This is a genomic window from Bradyrhizobium sp. USDA 3650 (assembly GCF_054057395.1).
Genome location: NZ_JBSRZG010000001.1, coordinates 4949508 through 4973918 on the forward strand (window position 1 = coordinate 4949508; position 24411 = coordinate 4973918).

Consider the following 24411-nt stretch of genomic DNA (forward strand, 5'->3'; position numbering starts at 1 on the left):
ACATGCGCGACGTTTGGCGCGGTCCTTGAATAAACCAAATCCTAAGGGATCAGCTTGGCAACGCCAGCGTTCATCAGTATTAGGTCGTTCCAACCGAGGCCGGACGGCCTGTAATCACGGTGACCGCGGCGGCGCCAAGCATGATCGCGCTGAGTGGGTTCTAGGAGGATTTTTCGTGCAAGAGACGGGCGTGCGCAACGGTGCCTTCGGCGCCGACAAATTCGGCTTAAAGAATCTCAAGCAGGTTCACTGGAACCTCGGTGCGCCGCAACTCTATCAATACTCGCTCTCCGCGGGCGAGGCGGTGCTGTCGGCTGATGGCGCGCTCTGCGCCGACACCGGCGAGTTCACCGGCCGCAGCCCCAAGGACAAATTCACGGTGCGTGACGCCACCACCGACAAGAAGATGTGGTGGGCCGGCAACCAGTCGATCACCGCAGAGCAGTTCGAGACGCTCTACCAGGACTTCCTCAAGCACGCCGAAGGCAAGTCGCTGTTCGCGCAGGACCTCTATGGCGGCGCCGATCCGGCTTATCGCATCAAGACCCGCGTCTTCACCGAGCTCGCGTGGCACTCGCTGTTCATCCGCACGCTGCTGATCCGTCCCGAGGCGATCGAGCTCTCGGCGTTCGTGCCCGAGCTCACCATCATCGACATGCCGAGCTTCCGCGCCGATCCGAAGCGCCATGGCTGCAAGTCGGAGAACGTCGTCGCGATCGATTTCGCCCGCAAGATCGTGCTGATCGCCGGCTCCTACTATGCCGGCGAGATGAAGAAGTCGGTCTTCACCACGCTGAACTACTATCTGCCCGAGCGCGGCGTGATGCCGATGCATTGCTCGGCCAATGTCGGGGCCAAGGGCGATGCCGCGATCTTCTTCGGCCTGTCCGGCACCGGCAAGACCACGCTGTCAGCCGATCCGAACCGCACGCTGATCGGAGACGACGAGCACGGCTGGGGCCCGAACGGCGTCTTTAACTTCGAAGGCGGCTGCTATGCCAAGTGCATCAAGCTGTCGCAGGAAGCCGAGCCCGAGATCTACGCGGCCTCGACCCGCTTCGGCGCGGTGCTCGAGAATTGCGTGCTCGACGAAGACACCCGCGTGGTCGATTTCGACGACGGCTCCAAGACCGAGAACACCCGCTCGGCCTATCCGCTCGAATTCATCCCGAACGCCTCGCGCACCGGCCGCGCGCCGCAGCCCAAGAACGTGGTGATGCTCGCCGCCGACGCCTTTGGCGTGCTGCCGCCGATCGCCAAGCTCTCGCCGGCGCAGGCGATGTATCACTTCCTCTCGGGCTACACCGCCAAGGTCGCGGGCACCGAGCGTGGTCTCGGCAACGAGCCGCAGCCGGAATTCTCGACCTGCTTCGGTTCGCCCTTCCTGCCGCTCGATCCTAGCGTCTACGGCAACATGCTGCGCGACCTGATCGCCCAGCACAATGTCGACTGCTGGCTGGTCAACACGGGGTGGACCGGCGGCAAATACGGTACCGGCTCGCGCATGCCGATCAAGGTGACGCGCGCGCTGCTGACCGCTGCGCTCGACGGCTCGCTTCGCAACGTCGAATTCCGCACCGACAAATATTTCGGCTTCGCGGTCCCGACCGCGCTGCCGGGCGTGCCGAGCGAGATCCTCAACCCGGTCAACACCTGGAAGGACAAGGACGAGTTCGACAAGACCGCCCGCGCGCTGGTCGGCATGTTCCAGAAGAACTTTGCCAAGTTCGAAGCCCAGGTCGACGCCGAGGTCCGCGCCGCTGCACCGGACGTGAAGCTCGCGGCGGAGTAAGCTTGCGTCGTTTGAAATTCGAAAGGGCGGCCGCGAGGCCGCCCTTTTGCTTTTCGAGATGTCTCTCCACCGTCATTGCGAGCGCAGCGAAGCAATCCAGAATCCCTCCGCGGAAACAGTCTGGATTGCTTCGCTGCGCTCGCAATGACGAACTTGCGGGAGCAGCTAAGCCTTGAAATAGGCGATCTGCGTCGTGGTCGCGAGCAGCCTTCCGTTCGGCGACCACAGCTCGGCGTTCTGGTCGGCGTAGCTCTTGTGCATGATCTTTGAATCTGCGGTCGCCAGCACGCGGGTGATGTCCTCGGCCGCGAGCTCTTCGCTGTCCGTGTGGAAATACGTCGTCAGCGATACCGTGCCGAACGGCACAAGCTCGCGCCGCGCGTGGAAGATTCGGCCGAAGAAGGCATCCGACATCGACATCAGCGACGGCATGTCGAGCTTGCGCGGCTCGCGATCGCTGATCCAGAGCTTTGAGTAGGTGTTGGCGAGCTCGGGCTTGGGCGGGCCGATCCGCATCTCGCCCTCGACGAAGCGGAATTCGTACTGGTTGGCCCAGGACGCCGCGATCTTCGGGAACGGCATCGTCTCTTCGAACGGCTTTGCATCGGGATATTGCGCCACCCTGTGCTCCCAGGACGACCGGCGCTCGGCGAATACGGCAGTGGCGAGCGTTGCGACCTCGCCGCCGCCTTGCGACAGTTCGACGCTCCAGTGCTGGCTGGAGCGATTGGCCTTCACCAGCCGCACGTCGAGATCGAACGGCCCCTTCGCGATCGGCGCACAATAATTGACGGTGAGTGCCAGCGGATCGCCGGCACGTTCCGGATGCTCGATCAGCGCGCGCAGGATGGTCGCGGCCGTGACGCCGCCGAACGGGCCGACAAAGGCCCAATAGTCGTCGCTGGTGTGCCCCTGCCAGCTGGAGTCGCCGGCGCTGACGCGGGTGGCGTCGTCGAAAGGGTGCGGGAGCTTGGCGTGCATTGTTCGATCCGGCGTTCAATGACGGACGTCATATCACGTCCGCCGCCGGCTTGTGCAATTACCTCGTGGGTAACCGATTTCACGTCGCGGAAATTCAGCCCGCGACGTCACGCAAGGTAGGCAGCAACGGCGTGGTCGGGTTGACTGGCACGTTCCAGATCTCCTCGGCGTATTCGCGAATGGTGCGGTCGGAGGAGAACCACGCCATGCGCGCGACGTTGAGGATCGAGGCACGAGTCCAGGCCGGCGCCACCTGCCAGCGCGCATCGACGCTGCGCTGCGCCTCGTAATAGGAATCGAAATCGGCGCTGACCATATAATGGTCGAGATAGCGCAGCGCGTGCGCGATCGATTCGAAGCGGCCGGGATCGCCGGGCGAGAACTCGCCGATGCCGATCGCATTGATGGCGCGCTGGAGCTTTGGCGAGTTGCGGATCACGTCGGAGGCGTCCAGCCCCTGCTTGCGCCGGATCATCACATCGCCGGCTTCCATGCCGAAGATCGCGATGTTCTCCGCGCCGACATGGTCGCGGATTTCGATATTGGCGCCGTCGAGCGTGCCGATCGTGAGGGCGCCGTTCAGCGACAGCTTCATGTTGCCGGTGCCGGAGGCTTCCATGCCGGCCGTCGAGATCTGCTCGGAGAGGTCGGCCGCGGGAATGATCACCTCGGCGAGGCTGACATTGTAGTCGGGCAGGAAGACGACCTTGAGCTTGCCGCCGATCGTGGGATCGTTGTTGACGACTTCCGCGACGTCGTTGATCAGCTTGATGATCAGCTTGGCGTAGCGGTAGCTCGCCGCTGCCTTGCCCGCGAAGATCTTCACCCGCGGCACCCAGTTGCCGTTGGGATCGTCCTTGATCGCCTGGTACAGCGCGACGGTCTCGATGACGTTGAGAAGCTGGCGCTTGTATTCGTGGATGCGCTTGATCTGCACGTCGAACAGCGCGGTCGGATCGACCTTGATGCCGAGCCGCTCGCCGATCAGGCGGGCCAGCGCCGTCTTGTTGTGAAGCTTGACGGCGCGGAACCTCTTCTGGAATTCGACGTCGCTGGCGCGGGCTTCGATGAGGCTGAGCTGCGTCGGATCATCGAGCACGGCATCGCCGCAGGTCTCGCGCAACAGATCGGTAAGCTTCGGGTTCGCCAGCATCAGCCAGCGGCGGAAGGTGATGCCGTTGGTCTTGTTGGTGATGCGGCCGGGGTAGAGATGGTTGAGGTCGTGGAACACGGTCTCGCGCATCAGGTCCGAATGCATCGCCGAGACGCCGTTGATGCGGTGGGAGCCGACGAAGGCGAGCTGGCCCATGCGCACGCGCCGGCCACTCCGCTCGTCGATCAGCGAGACCGAGGCGCGGAAGTCGATGTCGCCGGGGGCGCGCGCCTCTGCGAGCGCGAGGTGCTGCACGTTGATCCGGTAGATGATCTCGAGATGCCGCGGCAGCAACCGTTCGAACAGCTCGACTGGCCAGGTCTCCAGCGCCTCGGGCAGCAGCGTGTGGTTGGTGTAGGACAGCGTGGCGACCGTGATCTTCCAGGCCTCGTCCCAGCGGAAATTGTGATCGTCGATCAGGATCCGCATCAGCTCGGTGACGGCGAGGCTCGGATGGGTGTCGTTGAGCTGCACCGCGACCTTGCTCGACAGGCTGCGGAGCTGGCCGTCGGATGCAAGATGCCGCTTGATCAGGTCCTGCAGCGAGGCCGAGACGAAGAAATATTCCTGGCGCAGGCGCAACTCGCGGCCCGCCGGGCTCTCGTCGTTCGGATAGAGAAATTTACAGATCGCTTCGGCGCGCGACTGCTCGGCGCTGGCGCTGACATAGTCGCCGGTGTTGAAGGCGTCGAGCTTCAACGGATCGGGCGAGCGTGCCGACCACAGCCGCAGCGCGTTGACGTGCTGGCCGCGCCAGCCGACGATCGGCGTGTCATAGGCCATCGCCTGCACGGTCTCGGACGGATGCCAGATCGCGCGATCGCGGCCCTTGTCTTCGACATGCTCGACACCGCCGCCGAAGCGAATGTCATAGATCACTTCGGGTCGCTGCAATTCCCAGGGGTTGCCGAAGCCGAGCCATTCGTCCGGATATTCCTGCTGCCAGCCCTGATTGATGATCTGGCGGAACAGGCCGTAATCATAACGGATGCCGTAGCCGATCGCGGGGATCGACAGCGTCGCCATGCTTTCCATGAAGCAGGCGGCGAGACGGCCCAGGCCGCCATTGCCGAGCGCAGCGTCCGGCTCGCATTTGCGCAGCTCCGGCAAGGAGACGCCGAGATCGCCGAGCGCGACCTCGAAGATCTTCAACAGCCCCATATTGTTCAGCGCGTCGCTGAAGAGGCGGCCGATCAGGAATTCGAGCGAGAGATAATAGACGCGCTTGCGCCCCGCATCGTAGCTGTGTTTCTCGGCCGTGAGCCAGCGATGCACGATGCGGTCGCGCAACGCCAGCGCCGCGGCCTGGTACCAGTCGTGCTTGGTGGCCATGCCCGCATCCTTGCCGATGGCAAGGCGCAGCTTCGCCAGGATCGCGCCCTTGATCTCAGCCAGCGCGAGTTCGTCGATGGGCTGGTTGGGGGCGGAGAAATTGGGCTGGAACGATGAATCTTGCAAAGTCGTCACTTCCTGGTCGCGAGAACACTACTGACCCTACGCATCTTGCCTCTGTACCGGAACCATTGCTGGTGCGACCGTGCACTGCGCTGGCGTAAAATTATGCAAGGAACGGGCCGATTTGGGAACCCGGACGCATACGGGGAAACGTGGATTTGGTGCTAGAATGGCGGCCAATTCAGCCATCAGTGTGGAGGAGACGCCCCATGAACTCTCTGATGAGACCTGTGATGCGACGGCTGATCGAAATCGCCGCCGCCACCTTCCTCGTCGTCTGCATCACCGCGTCCAGCGCCGCCTTCGCCGCCGGCAAGATCGGCCGCAGCGCCGACGGCCTGAGCTGCGCGGTCACGCTCCCGCAAAACGCATCCCCCGCCGCCCGCTGCGCCGCCATCAAGCGCCAATGCGGCGGCAAGTTTTATGCGAGCGCGTGTGGGGATAAGTTGATGTCGGCGGCGAATTGAGCATGACTGGTGCAACGAAGAAGGTGTCGTCCTGGCGAAAGCCAGGACCCATTACCCCGACTGTCAGATGAGGCCCGACCAGTCATTCCAGTCGGGATTCTCCTCCTCGATCAGCTTGATCTTCCAGTCCCGCTTCCAGAACTTCAACTGCTTCTCGCGCGCGATTGCTTCCTGGGGAATCGCGAATGCTTCGACGTGCACAAGGCGGAAGATCTTGTACTTTTGCACGAACTTGGAGCCTCGACCCGACCGGTGTAATTCAAGCCGCGCGCGGATGTCGTTGGTAATGCCGATATAAATTGTCCCGTGATGGCGGCTCGCCAAGATGTAGACGTAGTAGCTGCTTGCGCTCATGGCCTCAGCTCGCAAGGTCAACGCTGACCGGGGGAATGGGTCCTGGCTTTCGCCAGGACGACGCTCTCCAACAACCGCGCCGGGCATCAGAACAAATTAAGAACACTTTAGCAAGTCTTTGATATATCATTGTGATTCGTCGTGTTGCCGACACAATATCTAGCGTCTGCCAGACTTCGCGAGGACTACATGTCCACCATTGCCTTCGATCAATTTGCCCTCACCAGGATCGCCGATTTCGCGCGCTCGCTGTCGCGGCTGCATCAGGCGGCGCGGCGCTACGCGGTCGACGACGACCAGTTCGACCGCGAGTTCAACGCAGTGTGCCAGTCGATCTGGGGCTACACCATCGACGACGTCAGCGACGATCTGTTCTCGGCCGAGGACCATCTGTTCCTCGACACGCTGGACGAAGCGCATGCGCGCATCTTCGCCGCCGAGCAGGGGTATGACCTCGTCGACGATCAGGGCATGCTCACCGACTGGTGGGGTTTTTGCTGGATGATCCTGGCCGAGAAGCGCGGCCTGCTCACGGCAGATAACCGCGCCGCCGCGCGCGCGGCGATCGAGGAGAAATATCTGGCGGCGCCGAATGTGATCGGCGTGATCATCGGACGGTAGTGCAGCAATCTCGTCATTGCGAGGAGCGTAGCGACGAAGCAATCCAGAGCCTCTCTCCGGAAAGACTCTGGATTGCTTCGCTTCGCTCGCAATGACGACTTGGTGAGAGTTGGGCTTTACTCCAGCCCAGCCCGCTTCGCCGGCTTCTGCGTTTTCGGCACCGTCACGTCGGGCAGCGTCTCGCGCACGATCTCCGCGGCGGGGCCATCCGCCGCGACCGTCTCGGCGCGCACCGGCGCCACCTTCATCTCGCCGAGCCGCGCGCGGACCTGCGCGGTGAGACCGGGATAAGAGGCGACCGGGGTGAAGTCCGCGGCCTGGTCGTTGCCGACGCGGATGCCGGTATAGGCAACCAGACCGTCGCTGGTGGCGATCACGTCGCCGGGTTTTAGCGACGAATCCAGCGCCAGATCGACCGGCGCAAGGCCGACCGGCTCGCGGCCGTTGCAGGTGCAGTCGGCGCGCAGCGCCTTGCGATAGGCGAACGCGTTCTCGCTATCGGCGTAGCGCTCGCCGGTCTGCGACGCGGCGCCGTCGATCGACGAGCCGAAATAGATTTTTGTCGCGCTCGCAGGACAGAAAGCCTGACACATCTGCGCGGGCGAGGTGAGACCGCGCATCAGCGGAAAATATTTGCCGTCGCAGCTGCGCACGCAGAACGCCGGGCCCGAGCCGCCGGCCGCGGCCGAACGTGTCGGCGGCACGTATTGCGGGGATGCGGCATTCTGCTGGCCGGTGAAAGGGTCCGCGTAGGAGCTCGCCTGCTGCGGCACCTCACGCTGCGGCCGCTGCTGCTGCGGCTGCATTCCGCCGAAGAAGAAATCGAACAGGCCTTCGGCCGAAACCGGGGCCGGAGCCGCGAGCAGCGGTGCTGCCAGTGTGGCGGCTACGAGCATCGCGCGATTCCGGCGCGCATGGGACATGACTGTACGCAAACGCTTACTCCACCCGAACGCTACCCAACCGGCCGGGACCCTCAGGTCTCAGCACATGATTCACCATAAGGCGGGATGGTAAATGAGCGGTTGAGGGGGAGCGGTGTCGCCGGACGGAGTGGACCTCGTCATGGCCGGGCTTGTCCCGGCCATCCACGATCTCTGGTGCGGCAAAGGCGTGGATGCCCGGGTCAAGCCCGGGCACGACGGCGGAGAAAGTTTGGCCGCTCAAGCCTTCAAGAACTCCGACGCCTTGTACAGCGACCGGAAGGGCAGGCCGGCCGCGCCAAAGGTGTCGTCGGCGCCTTCCTCGCGGTCGACCATGGTCAGCACCAGCACCACTTCCGCGCCGGTCTCGCGCACCGCCTCCACCGCCTTCATCGCCGAGCCGCCGGTGGTGGTGACATCCTCGACGATCACGACGCGCTTGCCCTCCAGCGTCTCGCCCCTGGGCAGCCCCTCGATCGCGAGCTTCGCGCCATGCTCCTTCGGCTTCTTGCGCACGAAGAAGGCCGCGATGGGATGGCCCTTGATCCAGGAGATCTGCGCCAGCGCGCCGGCCAGCGGCACCGCGCCCATCTCGAGCCCGCCGATGAAATCGAGCTGGTCGTCCTTCAGCGCCTCATAGGTCAGCTCGGCGAGCAGCGTCGCACCCTCCGGGTCGAGCATGGTCGGCTTGAGGTTGAAGTAGAAGTCGCTCTTGCGACCCGACGCGAGCGTCACCTCGCCGCGGCCGAAAGAGCGCCGGCGGATGATCTCGAACAGGCGGGCGCGGGAGGCTGATTTAGACACGGCGGGCCCTCGGGAGCGTTTTTGGAAGTGGCGGAATTTATCCGCGACGGCCCCGACATTCCAGAGGGGGCTTCCCCCGTCAACAGGGATCGGCCATCCCGGCCCGCCGGTTGTGGGGGTGCAACCTTCTGGAGTAGGTGGATGCCAGATATCCCCGGGAAGGACACACGACAAATGACCATCGAGCTGCACACCTGGAACACGCCGAACGGCCGCAAGATCTCGGTTGCGCTGGAGGAAATGGGGCTGCCCTACAAGGTGATCCCGGTGAATATCAGCAAGGGCGAACAGATGGCGCCGGAGTTCCTGAAGCTCTCGCCCAACAACAAGATCCCCGCGATCCTCGACCCAGATGGCCCGGACGGCAAGCCGGTCAGCATCTTCGAGTCGGGGGCGATCCTGCTTTATCTCGGCGAAAAGACCGGCAAATTCCTGCCGAAATCGCTTTCAGGCCGCATCCCCGTCTATGAATGGCTGATGTGGCAGATGGGCGGCTTCGGGCCGATGCCGGGCCAGGTGCACCATTTCATTGCGCTCGAGAACGAGCAGGACCGCGCCTACGGCCTCAAGCGCTACATGGCGGAGACGCGACGGCTCTACGGCGTCCTCGACCGCCGGCTGGAGGCCCACGATTTCGTCGCCGGCGAGCTCTCGGTTGCCGATTTTGCCATCCTGGGCTGGGCCTGGCGTCACCCTCGCCACAAGGTTGACCTGGCCGACTTCCCCCACGTCAAGCGCTGGTACGAGGCGTTGATGGCCCGCCCGGCGGTGCAGCGGGGCATGGAGGCGAAGCTGGATTGAGGTTCTTTCTTTCCCTCCCCCCTTGTGGGGGAGGGTGGCTCGCCGCGCAGCGGCGAGACGGGTGAGGGGTCTGTCTCGCCGAGCTCACCCGCATCTGTGCTTGAGGAGAGAACCCCTCATCCGGCGCTTCGCGCCACCTTCTCCCACAAGGGGAGAAGGAAGAAGGCCCTCACACCTTCCGCGCTTCGACCGCCATCCGCACCGCAAGCCCGGCCAGCACCGTGCCCATCAGCCAGCGCTGGACCAGCATCCAGCTTGGCCGGCTTGCGAGAAACAGCGCGATCGACCCGGCCGCGAGCGCGATCATGGCATTGACGCTGACGCTGATCGCGATCTGGATTGCGCCGAGCACCACCGACTGCGCCAGCACGCTGCCCGCGGCGGGGTCGATGAACTGCGGCAGCAGCGCGAGGTAAAGCATCGCGATCTTGGGGTTGAGCAGATTGGTGACGAACCCCATCGCGAACAATTTGCGCGGGCTGTCGATCGCAAGCTGCTTCACCTGGAACGGCGAGCGCCCGCCCGGCTTCACCGCCTGCCAGGCCAGCCACAACAGATAGCCGGCGCCGGCGAAGCGCAACGCGTCATAGGCGAAGGGAACGGCGAGCAGCAGCGCCGTGATGCCGAACGCCGCGCACAGCATGTAGAACACGAAGCCGAGCGCCACGCCGCCGAGCGAGACGATGCCCGCCACTGGGCCTTGCGTGATCGAACGCGAGATCAGGTAGATCATGTTCGGCCCGGGCGTGAGCACGAGGCCGAGGCAGACGAGAGCGAAGCCGAGCAGGGCGGAGGTGTGGGGCATGGCTGAACCGGTGCGGGAGACGGCACGATTCTAATATGCGTGGCGCGGTGGGGCCATCGCGCAATTGCACGGAGGACAATTCTAGTGCGGCCGCGCGCTGGCTGCGCTCCCTCGCCCCGTTCTTACGGGGAGAGGGTTGGGGTGAGGGGCTCTCTCCGCGAGTGAGATCGCTGACGGACCTGCACCCCCTCACCCGGATCGCAAGAGCGATCCGACCTCTCCCCGCAAGCGGGGCGAGGTAAGGAAATCAATGCGCCTCGTCCCAATTGTTCGCCGCGCGTGCATCGACATGCAGCGGCACCGAGAGCAGCACGGCCGGGAACGGCGCGTCCTGCATCACGTGCTGCACGACGGGGAGCGTGGCCTCGACCTCCGCGTCCGGCACCTCGAAGATCAGTTCGTCATGCACCTGGAGCAGCATCTGCGCCGAGAGCTTCTTCTCGGCCAGTGCAGCCTCCATCCGCGTCATGGCGCGGCGGATGATGTCGGCGGCGGTGCCCTGGAGCCGGGCGTTGATCGCGGCGCGCTCGTTGAAGGCGCGCACCGAGGCGTTCGAAGCCTTGATGTCTGGATAGTACATCCTGCGTCCGAACAGCGTCGTGACATAGCCGTGGTTCCGGCAAAAGTCGCGCGTCTCGTCCATGTAGGCGCGGATGCCGGGGAAGCGCTCGAAGTATTTCTTGATGTAGGCCGAGGCCTCCTCGCGCGCGATGCCGAGCTGGTTGGCGAGGCCGAACGCCGAAATGCCATAGATGATGCCGAAATTGATCGCCTTGGCGCGGCGGCGGATTTCGCTCGGCATGCCCTCGATCGGCACGCCGAACATTTCGGATGCCGTCATGGCGTGAATGTCGAGGCCGTCCTTGAACGCCTGCTTCAGCACGGGAATGTCGGCGATCTCGGCGAGCAGCCGCAGCTCGATCTGCGAGTAGTCGGCGGAGACCAGCTTATGCCCTGGCGTTGCGATGAAGGCGCGGCGGATTTTTCTGCCGTCCTCGGTCCGCACCGGAATGTTCTGCAAATTCGGCTCGTTCGACGACAGCCGGCCCGTCGTGGTCGCGGCCAGCGCGTAGGTCGTGTGGACGCGGTGGGTCTGGGGATTGACGTAGGTCGGCAGCGCGTCGGTGTAGGTCGATTTGAGCTTCGAGACCTGGCGCCACTCCAGAATCTTCTTCGGGAGGTCGTGGCCCTGCTCGGCGAGCTCGTCGAGCACCTGAGCGGTGGTCGACCACGCGCCCGTCTTGGTCTTGGTGCCGCCGGACAGTCCCATCTTGCCGAACAGGATGTCGCCGATCTGCTTCGGGCTGCCGACATTGACGGGCTCGCCCGCGATCTGCTGGATCTCGGCCTCGACGCGTGCCGCGGTCTGGGCGAAGTCGCCGGAGAGGCGCGACAGCACCTGGCGGTCGATCGAGATGCCGCGCCGCTCCATGCGCGCGAGCACCGATACCAGGGGCCGTTCCAGCGTCTCGTAGACCGTGGTCATGTGCTCGGCGACAAGGCGCGGCTTCAGCAAGCGCCAGACGCGCAAGGTGATGTCGGCGCCTTCCGCCGACAGCGCCGCGGCCTTGTCGATCGGCACCTGGTCGAACGTGATCTTGCCCTTGCCGCTGCCGAGCAGTTCGTTCTCCTTGAGCATGGCGTGACCGAACCAGCGCTCGGACAGCTGCTCCAGCGCGTGCGAGCCGCGGCCGGCGTCGAGCACGTAGGAGATCAGCTGCGCGTCGTCGGTGTTGCGCAATGTGATGCCGTGCTGCGCCAGCATCACCGCGGTGAATTTGACGTCGAAGCCGATCTTGAGAATGCCTGACGATTCCAGCACCGGCCGCAGCGCTTCGATCGCATCACTGTGCTTGACCTGATCGGGCGCGAGGCCGGCGTCGAACAGGCCAGCGCCGCCGCCGGACTGTTTGTGCGCCAGCGGCACGTAACACGCATCGTTCGGCGCCAGCGCCAGCGCGATACCGCAGAGATCGGCCTGCATCGGGTCGATCGAGTTTGCCCGGATCTCGACTGCGACATTGCCGGCATCGTGGATGCGCGCGATGAACGCGTTCAATTCCGCGAGCGTCTTGACGGCCTGGTACTTGCTGCGGTCGACCGGGAGCTTCCGCAAAGCCTCTTCGCGCGCGGCGGCAAGAGAGATCGGCGCGCCCTTCGGGCTCGCAGCCTTGTCCTCCTTGGTCGCCGATGCGTTGCGCTGGCCCACTGGCGCTTGCGTCGGCGCGCCGGTTCCCGGGGCCGGCACGACGTCCGAAGGCGGCAGCGGCGAGAAGACGCTGGCGCCGCTGGAATAACCCGGATCGGCATCGACGTTGGCCGGATCGATCTGCGAGAACTCGGCGACGCGGCGCGTCAGCGTGGAAAATTCCATCGCCTTCAGGAACGCGATCAGCTTGCGCGCATCGGGCTCGTGGACGGCGAGATCGTCCAGCGGGACGTCGAGGTCGACCTTGTCGTCGAGCAATACGAGCTGCCGCGAGATGCGCGCCTTCTCCGCGTTCTCGATCAGCGCCTCGCGCCGCTTCGGCTGCTTGATTTCGGTGGCGCGGAACAGCAATTGCTCGAGATCGCCATATTCGACGATCAGCTGCGCCGCGGTCTTGATGCCGATGCCGGGCACGCCAGGAACGTTGTCGGTGGAATCGCCGGCCAGGGCCTGCACTTCCACCACTTTCTCCGGCGGCACGCCAAACTTCTCGATCACCTCGGGGATGCCGATGCGGCGGTCCTTCATGGTGTCGTACATGGTGACGCAATCGGTGACGAGCTGCATCAGGTCCTTGTCGGAGGACACGATCGTCGCGCTCGCACCGCGCTCGCAGGCTTGCCGCACATAGGTCGCAATCAGATCGTCGGCCTCGAAGCCGACCTGTTCCAGGCAAGGCAGGTCGAAGGCGCGTACCGCTTCGCGGATCAGCGAAAATTGCGGGATCAGATCGTCCGGCGCCGGCGCCCGGTGCGCCTTGTACTCAGGATAGATCTTGTTGCGGAAGGTGATTTCCGACTTGTCGAAGATGATCGCCAGATGCGTCGGCCGGTTGTCCTCGGGCATCTCGCGCAACAGCTTCCACAGCATGTTGCAGAAGCCGAGCACGGCATTGACCTGCAAGCCGTCGGACTTGCGGTTCATCGGCGGCAGCGCATGGTAGGCGCGGAAGATGTAGCCGGAACCGTCGACCAGGAAGACATGGTCGCCCTTGCCGGCCGCCTTCGCGGCGACGGGCTTGGCAGCAGCTGTCGCAGCAGCGGCCTTGGTTTCGGCGGCCTTGGGCGCGGCAGCCTTGGTGTCAGCTTGGGCGGTGGTCTTTGGGGAGCTCTTGGGCATGGCCGCAATGTATGAATTTTTGCGGCCTTTGACAGCCTTGGATGTGGGAAATCTGGCCGGAGCCCACACTCAAATGTCGTCCCGGCCTAGTGCGCAATTGCGCACGGGGGGCCGGGACCCATAACCACAGGGAGAAGTTTGGCGAAGACTGGCAGCTAAGCGATCGTGCCGCAGTACGAAGACCGCGATCTATCGATAAATCACGCGGTATGGGTCCCGGCCTCCGCCGGGACGACGATGTGGAGGCAGGATTACTCCGCCGCCTGCAACACCGCTCCCGCCTTCTTCGGCGCGATCCAGAACGCATCGGGCCGCTCGAACAGGAAATTGCCGCCAAGACGCAGAGCGATCTGCCAGATCGCGAGCGAGCCGATCACGCCGGCGATAGTCACAATCAGCGACACCGCGCCGATGTCGGGAATGATGCCCGTGCGCAAGAGCAGCGTCCGTGTCGCCGCCATCGGCAGGAAGAAGGCGAGGTAGATCACGATCGAATGCTCGCCGCAGAAACGGAAGACATTCAGCCATTGCGCGCGCGCGAGTAGCGTGCCCATCGTGATGATGGCGCAGGCCCCGGCGAAGCCGAGCACGAGCGAGACGATTTTCCATTCGCTGGCCCCGAACGCAACGAGGCCGGCATTGACCAGCGCCCATGTCGCGAGCGCTGTCAGCGCCCATGCGGGATGATTGCGCGCGCGGTCCGACAGCGCGAACACGTAGGGCGCGAACAGATAGCCCGAATAGAAATAGACGAAACGTGCGCAGAACTCATCGATCGCGGTCCAGCCGGTTGCGACACGCGCCGTCTCCAGTGCGGCCGCGATGAGCCAGATCGCGGGCGGCGGGACTAGCCGTGTCAGTTTCGTGACGACGAAGAAGATCGGCAGGAGATAGATGAACCATAGCGTGCCGAACGGCTCGACGAAGGATTCCAGATAGAGCAAGCCGGCTTCGCGCCAGCTCGTTTCCGCCGCGAAGGCGGGGGCCTTGAAGCCGAACTGGATTGTCACCCAGACGACATAGAAATAGGCGAAATGCACTACCTTGCGGTCGAGATAGGTTCGCCAGTGCCGGTCGACCACCAGTGGCAGGAACAGACCCGAAATCAGGAAGAAATCCGGCATCCGGAACGGCTTTGCGAAGGCCACCAAAACATGCATGAAGCCAGTCTCGCCGGCGGCAAGCTCGACCCCCAGCACCGAATGCATCATCACGACCATGACGATGCAGATGCCCTTGGCGTAATCGACCCAATCGACGCGCGCAGCAGCCGGGGCCTTGAGTCCCCCGCTCGCGGCGATTGTGCCTGATGGTGCCATGGTGTCTCTTTTTGAGGCGTGTTCCGCCAGGATCTCTGCGCGAACGCGGGGCAGTTTGCCGCCTTGCTGCTTACGATTTCTTTACCGGTACAAGTGCCGTGCCGTTTTTTGTACGCGGGCTGTTCCCTCACCCCGGTAAAATGCTAAACCGCCTTGGAATTGCGGTTTCGTTAACCAAGCCAAACAGGGTTTTTCATGCGCATTGCTATGATCGGCACGGGCTATGTGGGACTGGTGTCCGGGGCCTGCTTTGCGGATTTCGGTCACGACGTCATCTGCGTCGACAAGGACGAGAAGAAGATCGCGGCCCTTCATCGCGGCGAGATCCCGATCTACGAGCCCGGGCTCGAGGAACTGGTCGCGACGAATGTGAAGGCCAAGCGGCTGGAGTTCACCACCGATTTGTCCAAGCCGGTCGCGGATGCCGATGCCGTGTTCATCGCGGTCGGCACGCCGTCGCGTCGCGGCGATGGCCACGCCGATCTGTCCTACGTCTATGCGGCTGCGAAAGAGATCGCGCAGTCGCTGTCCGGATTCACCGTCGTGGTGACCAAGTCGACCGTACCGGTCGGCACCGGCGATGAGGTCGAGCGCATCATGCGCGAGACCAATCCCAAGGCGGACGTCGTGGTCGCCTCGAACCCCGAATTCCTGCGCGAGGGCGCGGCGATCCGCGACTTCAAATTCCCCGACCGCATCGTCGTCGGCACCTCCGACGAGCGCGGCCGCAAGGTGATGAGCGATATCTATCGGCCGCTGTCGCTGAACCAGGCGCCGCTGATGTTCACGGAACGCCGCACCGCCGAGATGATCAAATATGCCGCCAACGCCTTCCTCGCGACCAAGATCACCTTCATCAACGAGATCGCGGACCTCTCTGAAAAGGCCGGCGCCAACGTGCAGGAGGTCGCGCGCGGCATTGGCCTGGACAACCGCATCGGCACCAAATTCCTGCATGCCGGTCCGGGCTTCGGCGGCTCGTGCTTTCCGAAAGACACCAAGGCGCTGATCAAGATCGCGCAGGACTACGATGTGTCCTTGCGCATCGTCGAATCCGTGCTGGCGGTCAACGAGAACCGCAAACGGGCGATGGCGCGAAAAGTGAGCCAGGCGCTAGGCGGCTCGCTGCGCGGCAAGACCGTGGCCGTGCTCGGCCTCACCTTCAAGCCGGACACCGACGATATGCGCGATGCGCCGTCGATCCCGCTGGTGACCGGCCTGATCGACATGGGCGCGAAGGTGAAGGCGTTCGATCCCGTCGGCATGGAGCAGGCGAAGGGTGAGCTGCCCAGCATCATTTATTGCGAGGACGCCTATTCCTGCGCGGAAGGCGCCGATGCGATCGTCATCGTCACCGAATGGGTGCAGTTCCGCGCGCTCGACCTCGACCGGCTGAAGGCGACCATGGCTCAGCCCGTCATCGTCGATTTGCGCAACATCTACCGTCCCGAGGAGATGGCTGCGGCTGGCTTCGTGTATGAGAGCATTGGACGACCGCCGGTGCAGGGCTGATAGCGGCATATGATTGTCATACCCCGCGAAGGCGGGGTATCCAGTAATCTGCGATCTTCGTAATAACCGGGATCCGAGTTTACTGAATCACCCGCACCAGTGCGCAAGTGCGCACAAGGCGGGTGATGACGGAAGCGAGATATTTGCCCCGCAGTTTCGACACGCCCCTCCCGATCGACGCCGTGCTCGACGACCTCTCGCGCACGCTGGAGGCGCATCATGCCGCCGTGCTGGTGGCGCCCCCAGGTGCCGGCAAGACCACGCGCGTGCCGCTGGCGCTGCTCGATGCTCCCTGGGCCAAGGGCAAGAAGATTATCGTGCTGGAGCCGCGGCGCATCGCGGCGCGCGCCAGCGCCGACCGCATGGCCAAATCGCTCGGCGAACGCACCGGCGAGACCGTCGGCTATCGTGTCCGCTTCGGCTCGAAAATCTCGCGCGCGACCCGCATCGAGGTGGTGACGGAGGGCATCTTTACCCGCCAGATCCTCGACGATCCCGAACTGTCGGGCATCGCCGCAATCCTGTTCGACGAATTCCACGAGCGCTCGCTCGATGCCGATATGGGCCTTGCGCTGGCGCGCGATGCGCAAACCGGCCTGCGCGAGGATTTGCGCATCCTCGTGATGTCGGCCACGCTCGATGGGGCCCGCGTCGCAAAGTTGCTCGGCGAAGCGCCCGTCGTCGAAAGCGAGGGCCGCGCCTTTCCGGTCGAGACGCGCTATCTCGGCCGCAAGGCGGACGCGCCGATCGAGCGGCAGATGGCGGATGCGATCGCCTCGGCGCTGCGCGCCGATGCCGGCTCCGTGCTGGCGTTCCTGCCGGGCGCCGCCGAAATCCGCCGCACCCAGAATTTTCTCGGCGAGCGCATACAGGATTCCAGCATTGAAATCGTGCCGCTGTTCGGGGCGCTCGACGCCGCCGTGCAGGATCGTGCCATCTCGCCGGCGCCCAAAGGCACGCGCAAGGTGGTGCTGGCGACTTCGATCGCGGAGACCTCGCTGACCATCGAGGGCGTGCGCATCGTGGTCGATTCCGGTCTTGCCCGCGTGCCGCGCTACGAGCCCGACATCGGCCTGACCCGGCTCGAGACCGTGCGCGTCTCGCGCGCTGCAGCGGACCAGCGCCGCGGCCGCGCCGGCCGCACCGAGCCGGGCGTGTGCTACCGGCTCTGGGACGAACCTCAGACAGCCTCGCTCGCGCCCTACACCCAGCCCGAGATCCTCAGCGCCGATCTGTCCTCGCTGGTGCTCGATCTCGCGCAATGGGGCGTGTCCGATCCCGCCGCATTATCTTTTCTCGACCCGCCGCCGCAGCCGGCCTGGAAGGAAGCAAAGAGCCTGCTCGCCGAGCTCAACGCGCTCGATGCCGATGGCCGCATGACCGCGGAAGGCAAGAGCCTGCGCGCGCTGGCGCTGCCGCCGCGGCTCGCGCGCATGATCGTGGATTCGCATCGTGCCGGCGAGGGCGAAGCCGCCGCCGAGATCGCCGCCATCATCACCGAGCGCGGGCTCGGCGGCGACAGCGTTGATCTCGAGCACCGGCGGGATCAGTTCCGCCGCGACCGTTCCCCGCGGGCCGCAAGCGCGCGCGACCTCGCGCGGCGCTGGGCCTCGCAGGTGGCGGCGTCAGAGAAGGCGGCGACCGGCGAAGGTGATCTCTCGACCGGCCTGATGCTGGCCTACGCCTTCCCGGATCGCGTCGCGCGCAACCGCGGCAACGGCAGCTTCGTGCTCGCCAACGGTCGAGGCGCTGCCGTGGATCAGACCTCGTCGCTCGCGCGCGCGCCCTATATCGCGATCGGCGAGATGACCGGCACGGCGGCGAGCGGGCGCATTCTGCTCGCAGCGCAAATCTCGCAGGACGAGATCGAGCAGCATTTCGCCGAGCATATCGAATCCGTCGAGGAGATATCGTTCGATCGCGGCGCGATGGCGCTCCGGGCCCGGCGCAAGCGCGCGCTGCACGCGATCACGCTCTCCGAGGCGACACTTGCGGTGTCGCCCTCGGAGGACACCGCGCGCATCTTCGCAGACGGGCTGATCGCAGCCGGTCTCGACCGGTTGCCCTGGTCGAAGCTAGCCAAACAATGGCGCGATCGCGTGATGTTCTTGCGCAAGGCCGAGGGCGACAGCTGGCCTGATCTCTCGGACGACGGGTTGATCGCGCGGCGCGACGATTGGCTGGTGCCGGCGCTCTACGACAAGATCGCGCTGAAGGATATCTCCGCCGGCGATCTCTCCGACGCGTTGATGGCATTGTTGCCGTGGGAGATGCGCGCGCGGCTCGACCGCGAGGCGCCGACGCATTTCGAGGCTCCGACAGGCAGCGTGCTCGCGATCGACTATGAAGCCGAGCAGGGGCCGACCATCGCGGTGCGGCTCCAGGAATTGTTCGGCCTCAACACCCATCCCTCGATCGCCGCCGGCAAGGTGCCGCTGGTGCTGGAGCTGCTGTCACCGGCGCAGCGCCCGGTGCAGGTGACGCGCGATCTGCCCGGTTTCTGGCGCGGCAGTTACAGCGCCGTGCGCTCCGATTTGCGCGGCCGCTACCCGCGCCATCCCTGGCCAGAAGATCCGGCGAATGCGCTGCCGACCCGGCGGGTCAAGCCGCGGGGGACGTGAGCGTTCCGAACACGCATTAACCGTCCGCTCATCCTTTTCGTCAAAATAGCACAGCTCTGGCCGCAGCGTCGCTCGCGGAGCGGCCTCCGCGTGGTGAAATCGAGCTTCGGCTTCGAGTGGTGTGATGCGTAACATAATGATCTTCGCGGCGATCATGATCGGCCTCGGCACCTTCATGGCGCAGATGGCGGACAGGATGAGCTCCGCTTCGGCGACGGCGGTGCCGCGCACGGTAGCAGTCGCGTCCACCGCGCCGGCCGGCGGCCGCAGCCTCAACATCCCCCGCGACGGCCGCGGCCACTTCCAGACCGAGGGCCGGATCGAGGGCCAGCGCATCGGCTTCATGGTCGACACCGGCGCCTCCGTGGTTGCGCTGAACGAGACCTCGGCCGCCCGTTTCGGCCTGCGGCCCTCGCGCAGCGATTACAACGCCACCGTCTCCACCGCCAACGGCACCATCAAGGCCGCGCGCACCCGCATCGCCATGCTCGATGTCGGCGGGCTTATCGTGCGCGACGTCGATGCCATGGTGCTGCCCGACGAGGCGCTGTCCGAGAACCTGCTCGGCCTCTCCTTCCTCTCCCGTCTCAAGCGCTTCGAATACGCCAACGGCCAGATGGTGCTGGAGCAGTAAAGGTTCTCCCAAAGGCGCCGGCGACCACATATTTCAAGAAGATCACTATTTCGGCCGCTCTCGCGGCCAGATTTCCCCGTTACCAAACTGCCGCAATTATCATCCATAAGCTGCCATTCCCGCCTTCCGCTGCAGCCCGGCATTCGCTAAGGCTGCATTAATCTGGCTCTTTTTCACGAGACCGTCTCAATGTTCCCCAAGCCGAAATCCGTGTTGCTGCCCAACACCTATGCCTTCGAATCCGAGCCGATGGTGAAGGCCACGGGCTTTCGCGAATACGATGCGCGCTGGCTGTTCCAGAAGGAAATCAACCTGATGGGAATCCAGGCGCTCGGCATGGGGCTGGGCGCGCTGATCGCGGAGCTCGGCGTCAGCCAGGAGATCGTCACCGGTCATGATTTCCGAGGCTATTCGGCCTCGATCAAATATGCGCTGATTTCCGGCCTGATGGCAGCAGGCTGCAAGGTGCACGACATCGGGCTCGCGGTGACGCCAATGGCCTATTTCGCCCAGTTCGACCTCGACGTGCCCTGCTGCGCCATGGTCACGGCCTCGCACAACGACAATGGCTGGACCGGCGTGAAGATGGGCGCCAACCGCCCGCTGACCTTCGGCCCCGACGAGATGACGCGGTTGAAGGAGATCGTGCTGGGCGCCGAGTTCAAGAACAAGGCCGGCGGCTCCTATCAATTCCACGAGAATTATCCGGCGCGCTACATCGCCGATCTCACCAGCCGTCCGAAGCTCAAGCGCAAGCTCAAGGTCGTCGCGGCCTGCGGCAACGGCACCGCCGGCGCATTCGCGCCGCAGGTGCTGGAGGCGATCGGCTGCGAGGTGATCCCGCTCGACACCGAGCTCGACCATACCTTCCCGAAATACAATCCGAACCCCGAAGACATGGAGATGCTGCACGCGATCCGCGACGCGGTGCTACAGCACAAGGCCGATGTCGGCCTTGGCTTCGACGGTGACGGCGATCGCTGCGGCGTCGTCGACAACACCGGCGAGGAGATCTTTGCCGACAAGGTCGGCGTGATGCTGGCGCGCGACATGTCCGCGATCCACAAGGATGCGCAGTTCATCGTCGACGTGAAGTCGACCGGCCTGTTCATCACCGATCCGGTGCTGCAGAAGCAGGGCGCGAAAACCACCTATTGGAAGACCGGCCATTCCTACATGAAGCGCCGCACCCATGAGACGGGTGCGCTCGCCGGCTTCGAGAAGTCCGGCCATTTCTTCTTCAACAAGCCGTATGGACGCGGCTACGACGACGGTCTCGTCTCGGCGCTTGCGATCTGCGACATGCTCGACCGCGCCTCCGGCAAGTCGATGGCCGATCTGAAGAACGCGCTGCCGAAGACCTGGTCGTCGCCGACCATGTCGCCGCATTGCGGCGACGAGGTGAAGTACGGCGTCATCGACAAGGTGGTGAAGCACTTCGAGGGCTTGCAGGCCAAGGGCGCCAAGATCGGCGACCAGTCGATCCGCGATCTCGTCACCGTCAACGGCGTCCGCGTCACGGTCGAGGACGGCAGCTGGGGCCTGGTGCGTGCCTCCTCCAACAAGCCCGAGCTCGTCGTCGTGGTCGAGAGCCCGGTCTCCGAGCAGCGCATGCACGACATGTTCGAGATGGTGAACAGCGTGCTGCGCACCCATCCCGAAGTCGGCGAGTACAATCAGAAGATTTGAGGCGTAAGCAAGTCGCCACGCACGCCGCTGTCATGCCCCGCGCAGGCGGGGCATCCAGTACGCCGAGGCTTCTCGATCGATTTCAGTCGTCACGGCGTACTGGATCGCCCGGTCAAGCCGGGCGATGACAGTTTACTCGTGGGTGAACCTTAAGCCGGCACCACCGCCGGGATCGGCAGCGCGGTGACCGACTTGATCTTCTCCATCGCGAAGCGCGAGGTGACGTTCTTCAGCGGCACGGCGCTGATCAGCTTTTTGTAGAACACGTCATAGGCCTGCATGTCCGCGACGACGACGCGCAGCATGTAGTCGACGTCGCCGGCCATGCGATAGAACTCCATCACCTCCGGCATGGCGCTGACGGCGTCGGCGAACTTCTTGAGCCAGGCGTCGGAATGGTCGGAGCTCTCGACCGACACGAACACGGAGATGCCGAGCCCGATCTTGTTCTGGTCGACCAGTGCCACCCGCTTGGTGATCACGCCGTCCGCCTCCAGGCGCTGGATGCGCTTCCAGCAGGGGGTCGAGGACAGGCCGACGCGGTCGCCGATCTCGGCGACGGAGAGGGAGGCATCATCTCTGCAGCACCATCAGAATCTTGCGGTCGATGGCGTCGAGGCGGCGGCTGGTCTCGGGGAGCGGGACGGCGAGATCGGTCATTTGAAGAACTTTGTTCCATATCCGGGGCTAATTTCACTGATATAGAGAAAATCTTTCCACGGCAAGCCTATATTCTCGCCGCATCAGTGGAATCCCTCTGCTGCCCACCTCGCAAAAGCTCTTCAACTTCAACGCGTTGCGGAGCGGCCAGGCCGCCGCCGTGACGGGTGCATTTCAGCGCTGCGGCGGCCGCGGCGAATTGCAGCGCCTCCCGCACGCCGCCGCCTTCGGCGAGGCGAAGCGTGAAGGCGCCATGGAAGACGTCGCCGGCGCCGAGCGTATCGACGGCCTGAACCGGAACCGCCGGCGTCTGCTCCAGTTTGCCGCTCTCGTTCAGCCAGATCGTGCCACGCGGGCCGCGGGTGGCGGCGAGGAAGGCGGGCGTGAGCGCGGCCAAGCGCTGCAACGCCTCGCCGTCATCGGCGATGCCGGCGGTCTCCTGCACCTGTTCGCTGGCGAACAGCAGGTGCGAGGCGGCCGTGAGCAGGCCGTCCTGCAACGACATCGCGCGATCGACGCCGACGATGACGGCAATGCCGCGCCGGCGTGCCTCAGTGCAGAGCGAAGTCGCGAACGCAGCGCAGCGGCTCTCGACGAGGACCGCCTGACAATCGGCGAGCAGCTTGTCGGCGTCGGGCAGCTCGACTGTCCACAGGGCCGGATCGCGATAGATCGTGAGCGTTCGCTCGCCTGTCGCATCGATGATGATGGCAGAGACGGGCGTGGTCGCATCAGGTATGCGCACAATATGGCTTGTGTCGATATTTTCGGATGTCATGCGCTCGAGAATGAAGCCGCTCGACGTTTCCTGCGCATCGCCCATCGGACCTGCGAACGCGACGCGGCCGCCGAGCCGCGCGATGGCGATCGCGGCATTGAGCGCATTGCCGCCGCAAATCTCCGCGAGATGGCTGGCGTTGGCCTTGCTGCCGCGCGCGGGCACGGCCTCGACCCGAAACGTCAGGTCGCGCACGGGAATGCCGATGCAGAGGATGTGCGGCGCGATCACAGAGGGCGCCATCGGCGGTCAGCTCTTGTCGTGCACCCAGCGGCCGAGCAAATGATGCGCAATCGCAAACGGATGCGGGCCGGCGAGCCCGTCCGGATGCGTCCGCGTCAGCATCAAGGCGGCCTCCTCGCGCGTGAACCAGCGTGCATCCTCCAGCTCGGAGTGATCGACGACGATGTCCTCGCTCACGGCCCGCGCGCTGCAGCCGATCATCAGCGATGACGGATAGGGCCAGGGCTGGGTCATGTAATACTGCACGTCGGTGCAGCGGATTCCGGATTCTTCGAGGATCTCGCGGCGCACCGCGTCCTCGATGGTTTCGGCCGCCTCGACGAAGCCGGCGAGGCACGAATACATGCCGGACGGAAACTGCTTCTGGCGGCCGAGCAGGCACTTTTCGCCGGAGGCGACGTGCATGATCACGACAGGGTCGGTGCGCGGGAAATGCTCGGCCTTGCAACTCGGGCACTCCCGCTTCCAGCCGCCTTCCTTCATCCCGGTACGCGTGCCGCAATTGGCGCAATAGCCGTGGCGCTGATGCCAGCTCACCATCGACTTCGCCATCGCGATCGCCGACAGCTCCTGCGGCGGCACCGCGCCCTGCATCGCCATGCCGCGCAGCTCACTGAGGACGTAGTCTTCGCGCCCGATCAGCTTCTCGGATGCGGCCTGCGACAGGCCCATCCCGAACATCGCGGCGCCGTCGCGCAAGCCTAAGAAGATCGTGCCGGGATTGGCGCCGCATTTCAGCGCCTCGTCGATTCCGAGCAGCGCGCGCACTTTGTCGCCTTCGCGCTTCACCAGCAGCGAGTCGCGGTAAACGACATACGCGCGCGACGACGGCTTCTGCTCCATCGCGAACAGCTTTTCGTCATCGCGGCGCAGATGCGCGGCACGGTCGAGAATGTTGGTGACGAAGGCCGGCTGCCCCAGCGGAAACGAGTCGAATGCTGACATGTCTTGTTCTTTCAACCCAACCAGATCTTGCGGCGAAGCGCGCTGATAAAAGTCTGCACCTCGGTGGCGTCGTGCGCCAAGGGCTGCATCACGCCCCAGACCGGCCGCGGCCAGGCGGCGTCACTGGTGCGGCGCGCGATGATGTGGACGTGAAGCTGCGGCACGAGGTTGCCGAGTGCCGCGATGTTGAGCTTGTCGCATCCGGTGATCTCCTTCAGCGCGCGCGAGACGCGGGAGATCTCCGTCATCAACTGCGCCTGCTGCACCTCGTCGAGATCAATGATCTCGACCGCATCCGCGCGCCGCGGCACCAGCAGCAGCCAGGGATAATGCGCGTCCTTGATGACCAAGACCTTGGACAGCGGCAAATCGCCGATGTCGATGGTGTCATCTTTCAGGCGGGAGTGCAGCGACCAGGCGGGTTCGGACATATGAGTTTCCAGATCGCCCGACGGGATCGGGCGCGATTGGCCGGACCATACGATACGGAGTTGGCGAGGGGAAGGTTAGGAGCCCGCAGGGGCAG

The 24411-nt window shown here is 64.5% G+C and carries 19 protein-coding genes and 1 pseudogene; 8 read left to right on the plus strand and 12 right to left on the minus strand.

The window, feature by feature from the left end; all coding sequences use genetic code 11:
- Positions 1-175 precede the first annotated feature (175 nt).
- The gene (locus ACVIN2_RS23020) at positions 176-1792 is read left to right on the plus strand and encodes a phosphoenolpyruvate carboxykinase (protein WP_456767288.1); all 1617 of its coding nucleotides are present in this window, start codon (positions 176-178) and stop codon (positions 1790-1792) included.
- Between the two features lie 165 nt (positions 1793-1957).
- On the opposite strand, the gene ACVIN2_RS23025 is transcribed toward ACVIN2_RS23020, so the two are convergent.
- Together ACVIN2_RS23025 and ACVIN2_RS23030 are read right to left on the minus strand one after the other, a co-directional pair.
- Positions 1958-2773, minus strand: coding sequence for an acyl-CoA thioesterase (locus ACVIN2_RS23025; RefSeq protein WP_456767289.1), 816 nt, complete (start codon positions 2771-2773; stop codon positions 1958-1960).
- 94 nt (positions 2774-2867) lie between these two features.
- Positions 2868-5384, minus strand: a complete 2517-nt coding sequence (locus ACVIN2_RS23030) for a glycogen/starch/alpha-glucan phosphorylase (RefSeq protein ID WP_456769786.1) — start codon at positions 5382-5384, stop codon at positions 2868-2870.
- 230 nt (positions 5385-5614) lie between these two features.
- Here ACVIN2_RS23030 and ACVIN2_RS23035 point away from each other — a divergent pair, with 230 nt between their 5' ends.
- Entirely contained in the window at positions 5615-5848 is a 234-nt protein-coding gene (locus tag ACVIN2_RS23035; RefSeq protein ID WP_456767290.1) for a hypothetical protein, read from the plus strand.
- 63 nt (positions 5849-5911) lie between these two features.
- On the opposite strand, the gene ACVIN2_RS23040 is transcribed toward ACVIN2_RS23035, so the two are convergent.
- The gene (locus ACVIN2_RS23040; protein WP_456767291.1) at positions 5912-6202 is read right to left on the minus strand and encodes a GIY-YIG nuclease family protein; all 291 of its coding nucleotides are present in this window, start codon (positions 6200-6202) and stop codon (positions 5912-5914) included.
- Positions 6203-6391: 189 nt separating this feature from the next.
- On the opposite strand from ACVIN2_RS23040, the gene ACVIN2_RS23045 reads away from it, so the two are divergent.
- A complete protein-coding gene (locus ACVIN2_RS23045; RefSeq protein WP_027514353.1) occupies positions 6392-6823 on the plus strand; it encodes a hypothetical protein in 432 nt (143 codons plus the stop codon).
- 116 nt (positions 6824-6939) lie between these two features.
- Here ACVIN2_RS23045 and ACVIN2_RS23050 read toward each other — a convergent pair whose 3' ends face one another.
- The gene (locus tag ACVIN2_RS23050) at positions 6940-7719 is read right to left on the minus strand and encodes a DUF2865 domain-containing protein (protein ID WP_456767292.1); all 780 of its coding nucleotides are present in this window, start codon (positions 7717-7719) and stop codon (positions 6940-6942) included.
- 267 nt (positions 7720-7986) lie between these two features.
- A complete protein-coding gene (gene pyrE / locus ACVIN2_RS23055; protein ID WP_018460046.1) occupies positions 7987-8550 on the minus strand; it encodes an orotate phosphoribosyltransferase in 564 nt (187 codons plus the stop codon).
- Positions 8551-8724: 174 nt separating this feature from the next.
- On the opposite strand from pyrE, the gene ACVIN2_RS23060 reads away from it, so the two are divergent.
- Positions 8725-9351, plus strand: a complete 627-nt coding sequence (locus tag ACVIN2_RS23060) for a glutathione S-transferase family protein (RefSeq protein ID WP_456767293.1) — start codon at positions 8725-8727, stop codon at positions 9349-9351.
- Positions 9352-9520: 169 nt separating this feature from the next.
- Here ACVIN2_RS23060 and ACVIN2_RS23065 read toward each other — a convergent pair whose 3' ends face one another.
- From ACVIN2_RS23065 to ACVIN2_RS23075, 3 genes are all read right to left on the minus strand, one after another.
- On the minus strand, positions 9521-10156 hold the full coding sequence (locus ACVIN2_RS23065) for a LysE family translocator (protein ID WP_456767294.1): 636 nt from the start codon (positions 10154-10156) through the stop codon (positions 9521-9523).
- Positions 10157-10403: 247 nt separating this feature from the next.
- Positions 10404-13484: a DNA polymerase I gene (gene polA / locus ACVIN2_RS23070; protein ID WP_456767295.1), complete on the minus strand. Its 3081-nt coding sequence runs from the start codon at positions 13482-13484 to the stop codon at positions 10404-10406.
- 251 nt (positions 13485-13735) lie between these two features.
- Entirely contained in the window at positions 13736-14803 is a 1068-nt protein-coding gene (locus ACVIN2_RS23075) for an acyltransferase family protein (protein ID WP_456767296.1), read from the minus strand.
- A gap of 195 nt (positions 14804-14998) precedes the next feature.
- Here ACVIN2_RS23075 and ACVIN2_RS23080 point away from each other — a divergent pair, with 195 nt between their 5' ends.
- The 4 genes from ACVIN2_RS23080 (at position 14999) to ACVIN2_RS23095 (ending at position 21259) form a co-directional block, all read left to right on the plus strand.
- Positions 14999-16315, plus strand: a complete 1317-nt coding sequence (locus ACVIN2_RS23080) for a UDP-glucose dehydrogenase family protein (protein WP_456767297.1) — start codon at positions 14999-15001, stop codon at positions 16313-16315.
- A 143-nt stretch (positions 16316-16458) separates the two neighbouring features.
- Entirely contained in the window at positions 16459-18936 is a 2478-nt protein-coding gene (gene hrpB, locus ACVIN2_RS23085; RefSeq protein WP_456769787.1) for an ATP-dependent helicase HrpB, read from the plus strand.
- 124 nt (positions 18937-19060) lie between these two features.
- Positions 19061-19570 (plus strand): TIGR02281 family clan AA aspartic protease, encoded by a 510-nt coding sequence (locus ACVIN2_RS23090; protein ID WP_456767298.1) that lies wholly within the window; start codon positions 19061-19063, stop codon positions 19568-19570.
- Positions 19571-19759: 189 nt separating this feature from the next.
- Positions 19760-21259, plus strand: coding sequence for a phosphomannomutase/phosphoglucomutase (locus tag ACVIN2_RS23095; protein ID WP_456767299.1), 1500 nt, complete (start codon positions 19760-19762; stop codon positions 21257-21259).
- 149 nt (positions 21260-21408) lie between these two features.
- On the opposite strand, the pseudogene ACVIN2_RS23100 reads toward ACVIN2_RS23095, so the two are convergent.
- From ACVIN2_RS23100 to ACVIN2_RS23115, 4 genes and pseudogenes are all read right to left on the minus strand, one after another.
- A pseudogene (locus ACVIN2_RS23100) lies at positions 21409-21919 on the minus strand (Lrp/AsnC family transcriptional regulator).
- A 67-nt stretch (positions 21920-21986) separates the two neighbouring features.
- Entirely contained in the window at positions 21987-22940 is a 954-nt protein-coding gene (locus tag ACVIN2_RS23105; protein WP_456767300.1) for a sugar kinase, read from the minus strand.
- Positions 22941-22946: 6 nt separating this feature from the next.
- Positions 22947-23885 (minus strand): NAD(+) diphosphatase, encoded by a 939-nt coding sequence (gene nudC, locus ACVIN2_RS23110; protein ID WP_456767301.1) that lies wholly within the window; start codon positions 23883-23885, stop codon positions 22947-22949.
- 11 nt (positions 23886-23896) lie between these two features.
- On the minus strand, positions 23897-24316 hold the full coding sequence (locus tag ACVIN2_RS23115; protein ID WP_456767302.1) for an HIT domain-containing protein: 420 nt from the start codon (positions 24314-24316) through the stop codon (positions 23897-23899).
- Positions 24317-24411 lie beyond the last annotated feature (95 nt).

Bases quoted from the DNA above. Each gene is read 5' to 3' on its own strand.
- ACVIN2_RS23025 (WP_456767289.1), bottom strand. From the start codon at position 2,773: ATGCACGCCAAGCTCCCGCACCCTTTCGACGACGCCACCCGCGTCAGC.
- ACVIN2_RS23035 (WP_456767290.1), top strand. From the start codon at position 5,615: ATGCGACGGCTGATCGAAATCGCCGCCGCCACCTTCCTCGTCGTCTGC.
- ACVIN2_RS23040 (WP_456767291.1), bottom strand. From the start codon at position 6,202: ATGAGCGCAAGCAGCTACTACGTCTACATCTTGGCGAGCCGCCATCAC.
- ACVIN2_RS23045 (WP_027514353.1), top strand. From the start codon at position 6,392: ATGTCCACCATTGCCTTCGATCAATTTGCCCTCACCAGGATCGCCGAT.
- ACVIN2_RS23050 (WP_456767292.1), bottom strand. From the start codon at position 7,719: ATGCTCGTAGCCGCCACACTGGCAGCACCGCTGCTCGCGGCTCCGGCC.
- ACVIN2_RS23060 (WP_456767293.1), top strand. From the start codon at position 8,725: ATGACCATCGAGCTGCACACCTGGAACACGCCGAACGGCCGCAAGATC.
- ACVIN2_RS23065 (WP_456767294.1), bottom strand. From the start codon at position 10,156: ATGCCCCACACCTCCGCCCTGCTCGGCTTCGCTCTCGTCTGCCTCGGC.
- polA (WP_456767295.1), bottom strand. From the start codon at position 13,484: ATGCCCAAGAGCTCCCCAAAGACCACCGCCCAAGCTGACACCAAGGCT.
- ACVIN2_RS23075 (WP_456767296.1), bottom strand. From the start codon at position 14,803: ATGGCACCATCAGGCACAATCGCCGCGAGCGGGGGACTCAAGGCCCCG.
- ACVIN2_RS23080 (WP_456767297.1), top strand. From the start codon at position 14,999: ATGCGCATTGCTATGATCGGCACGGGCTATGTGGGACTGGTGTCCGGG.
- ACVIN2_RS23090 (WP_456767298.1), top strand. From the start codon at position 19,061: ATGCGTAACATAATGATCTTCGCGGCGATCATGATCGGCCTCGGCACC.
- ACVIN2_RS23095 (WP_456767299.1), top strand. From the start codon at position 19,760: ATGTTCCCCAAGCCGAAATCCGTGTTGCTGCCCAACACCTATGCCTTC.
- ACVIN2_RS23105 (WP_456767300.1), bottom strand. From the start codon at position 22,940: ATGGCGCCCTCTGTGATCGCGCCGCACATCCTCTGCATCGGCATTCCC.
- nudC (WP_456767301.1), bottom strand. From the start codon at position 23,885: ATGTCAGCATTCGACTCGTTTCCGCTGGGGCAGCCGGCCTTCGTCACC.
- ACVIN2_RS23115 (WP_456767302.1), bottom strand. From the start codon at position 24,316: ATGTCCGAACCCGCCTGGTCGCTGCACTCCCGCCTGAAAGATGACACC.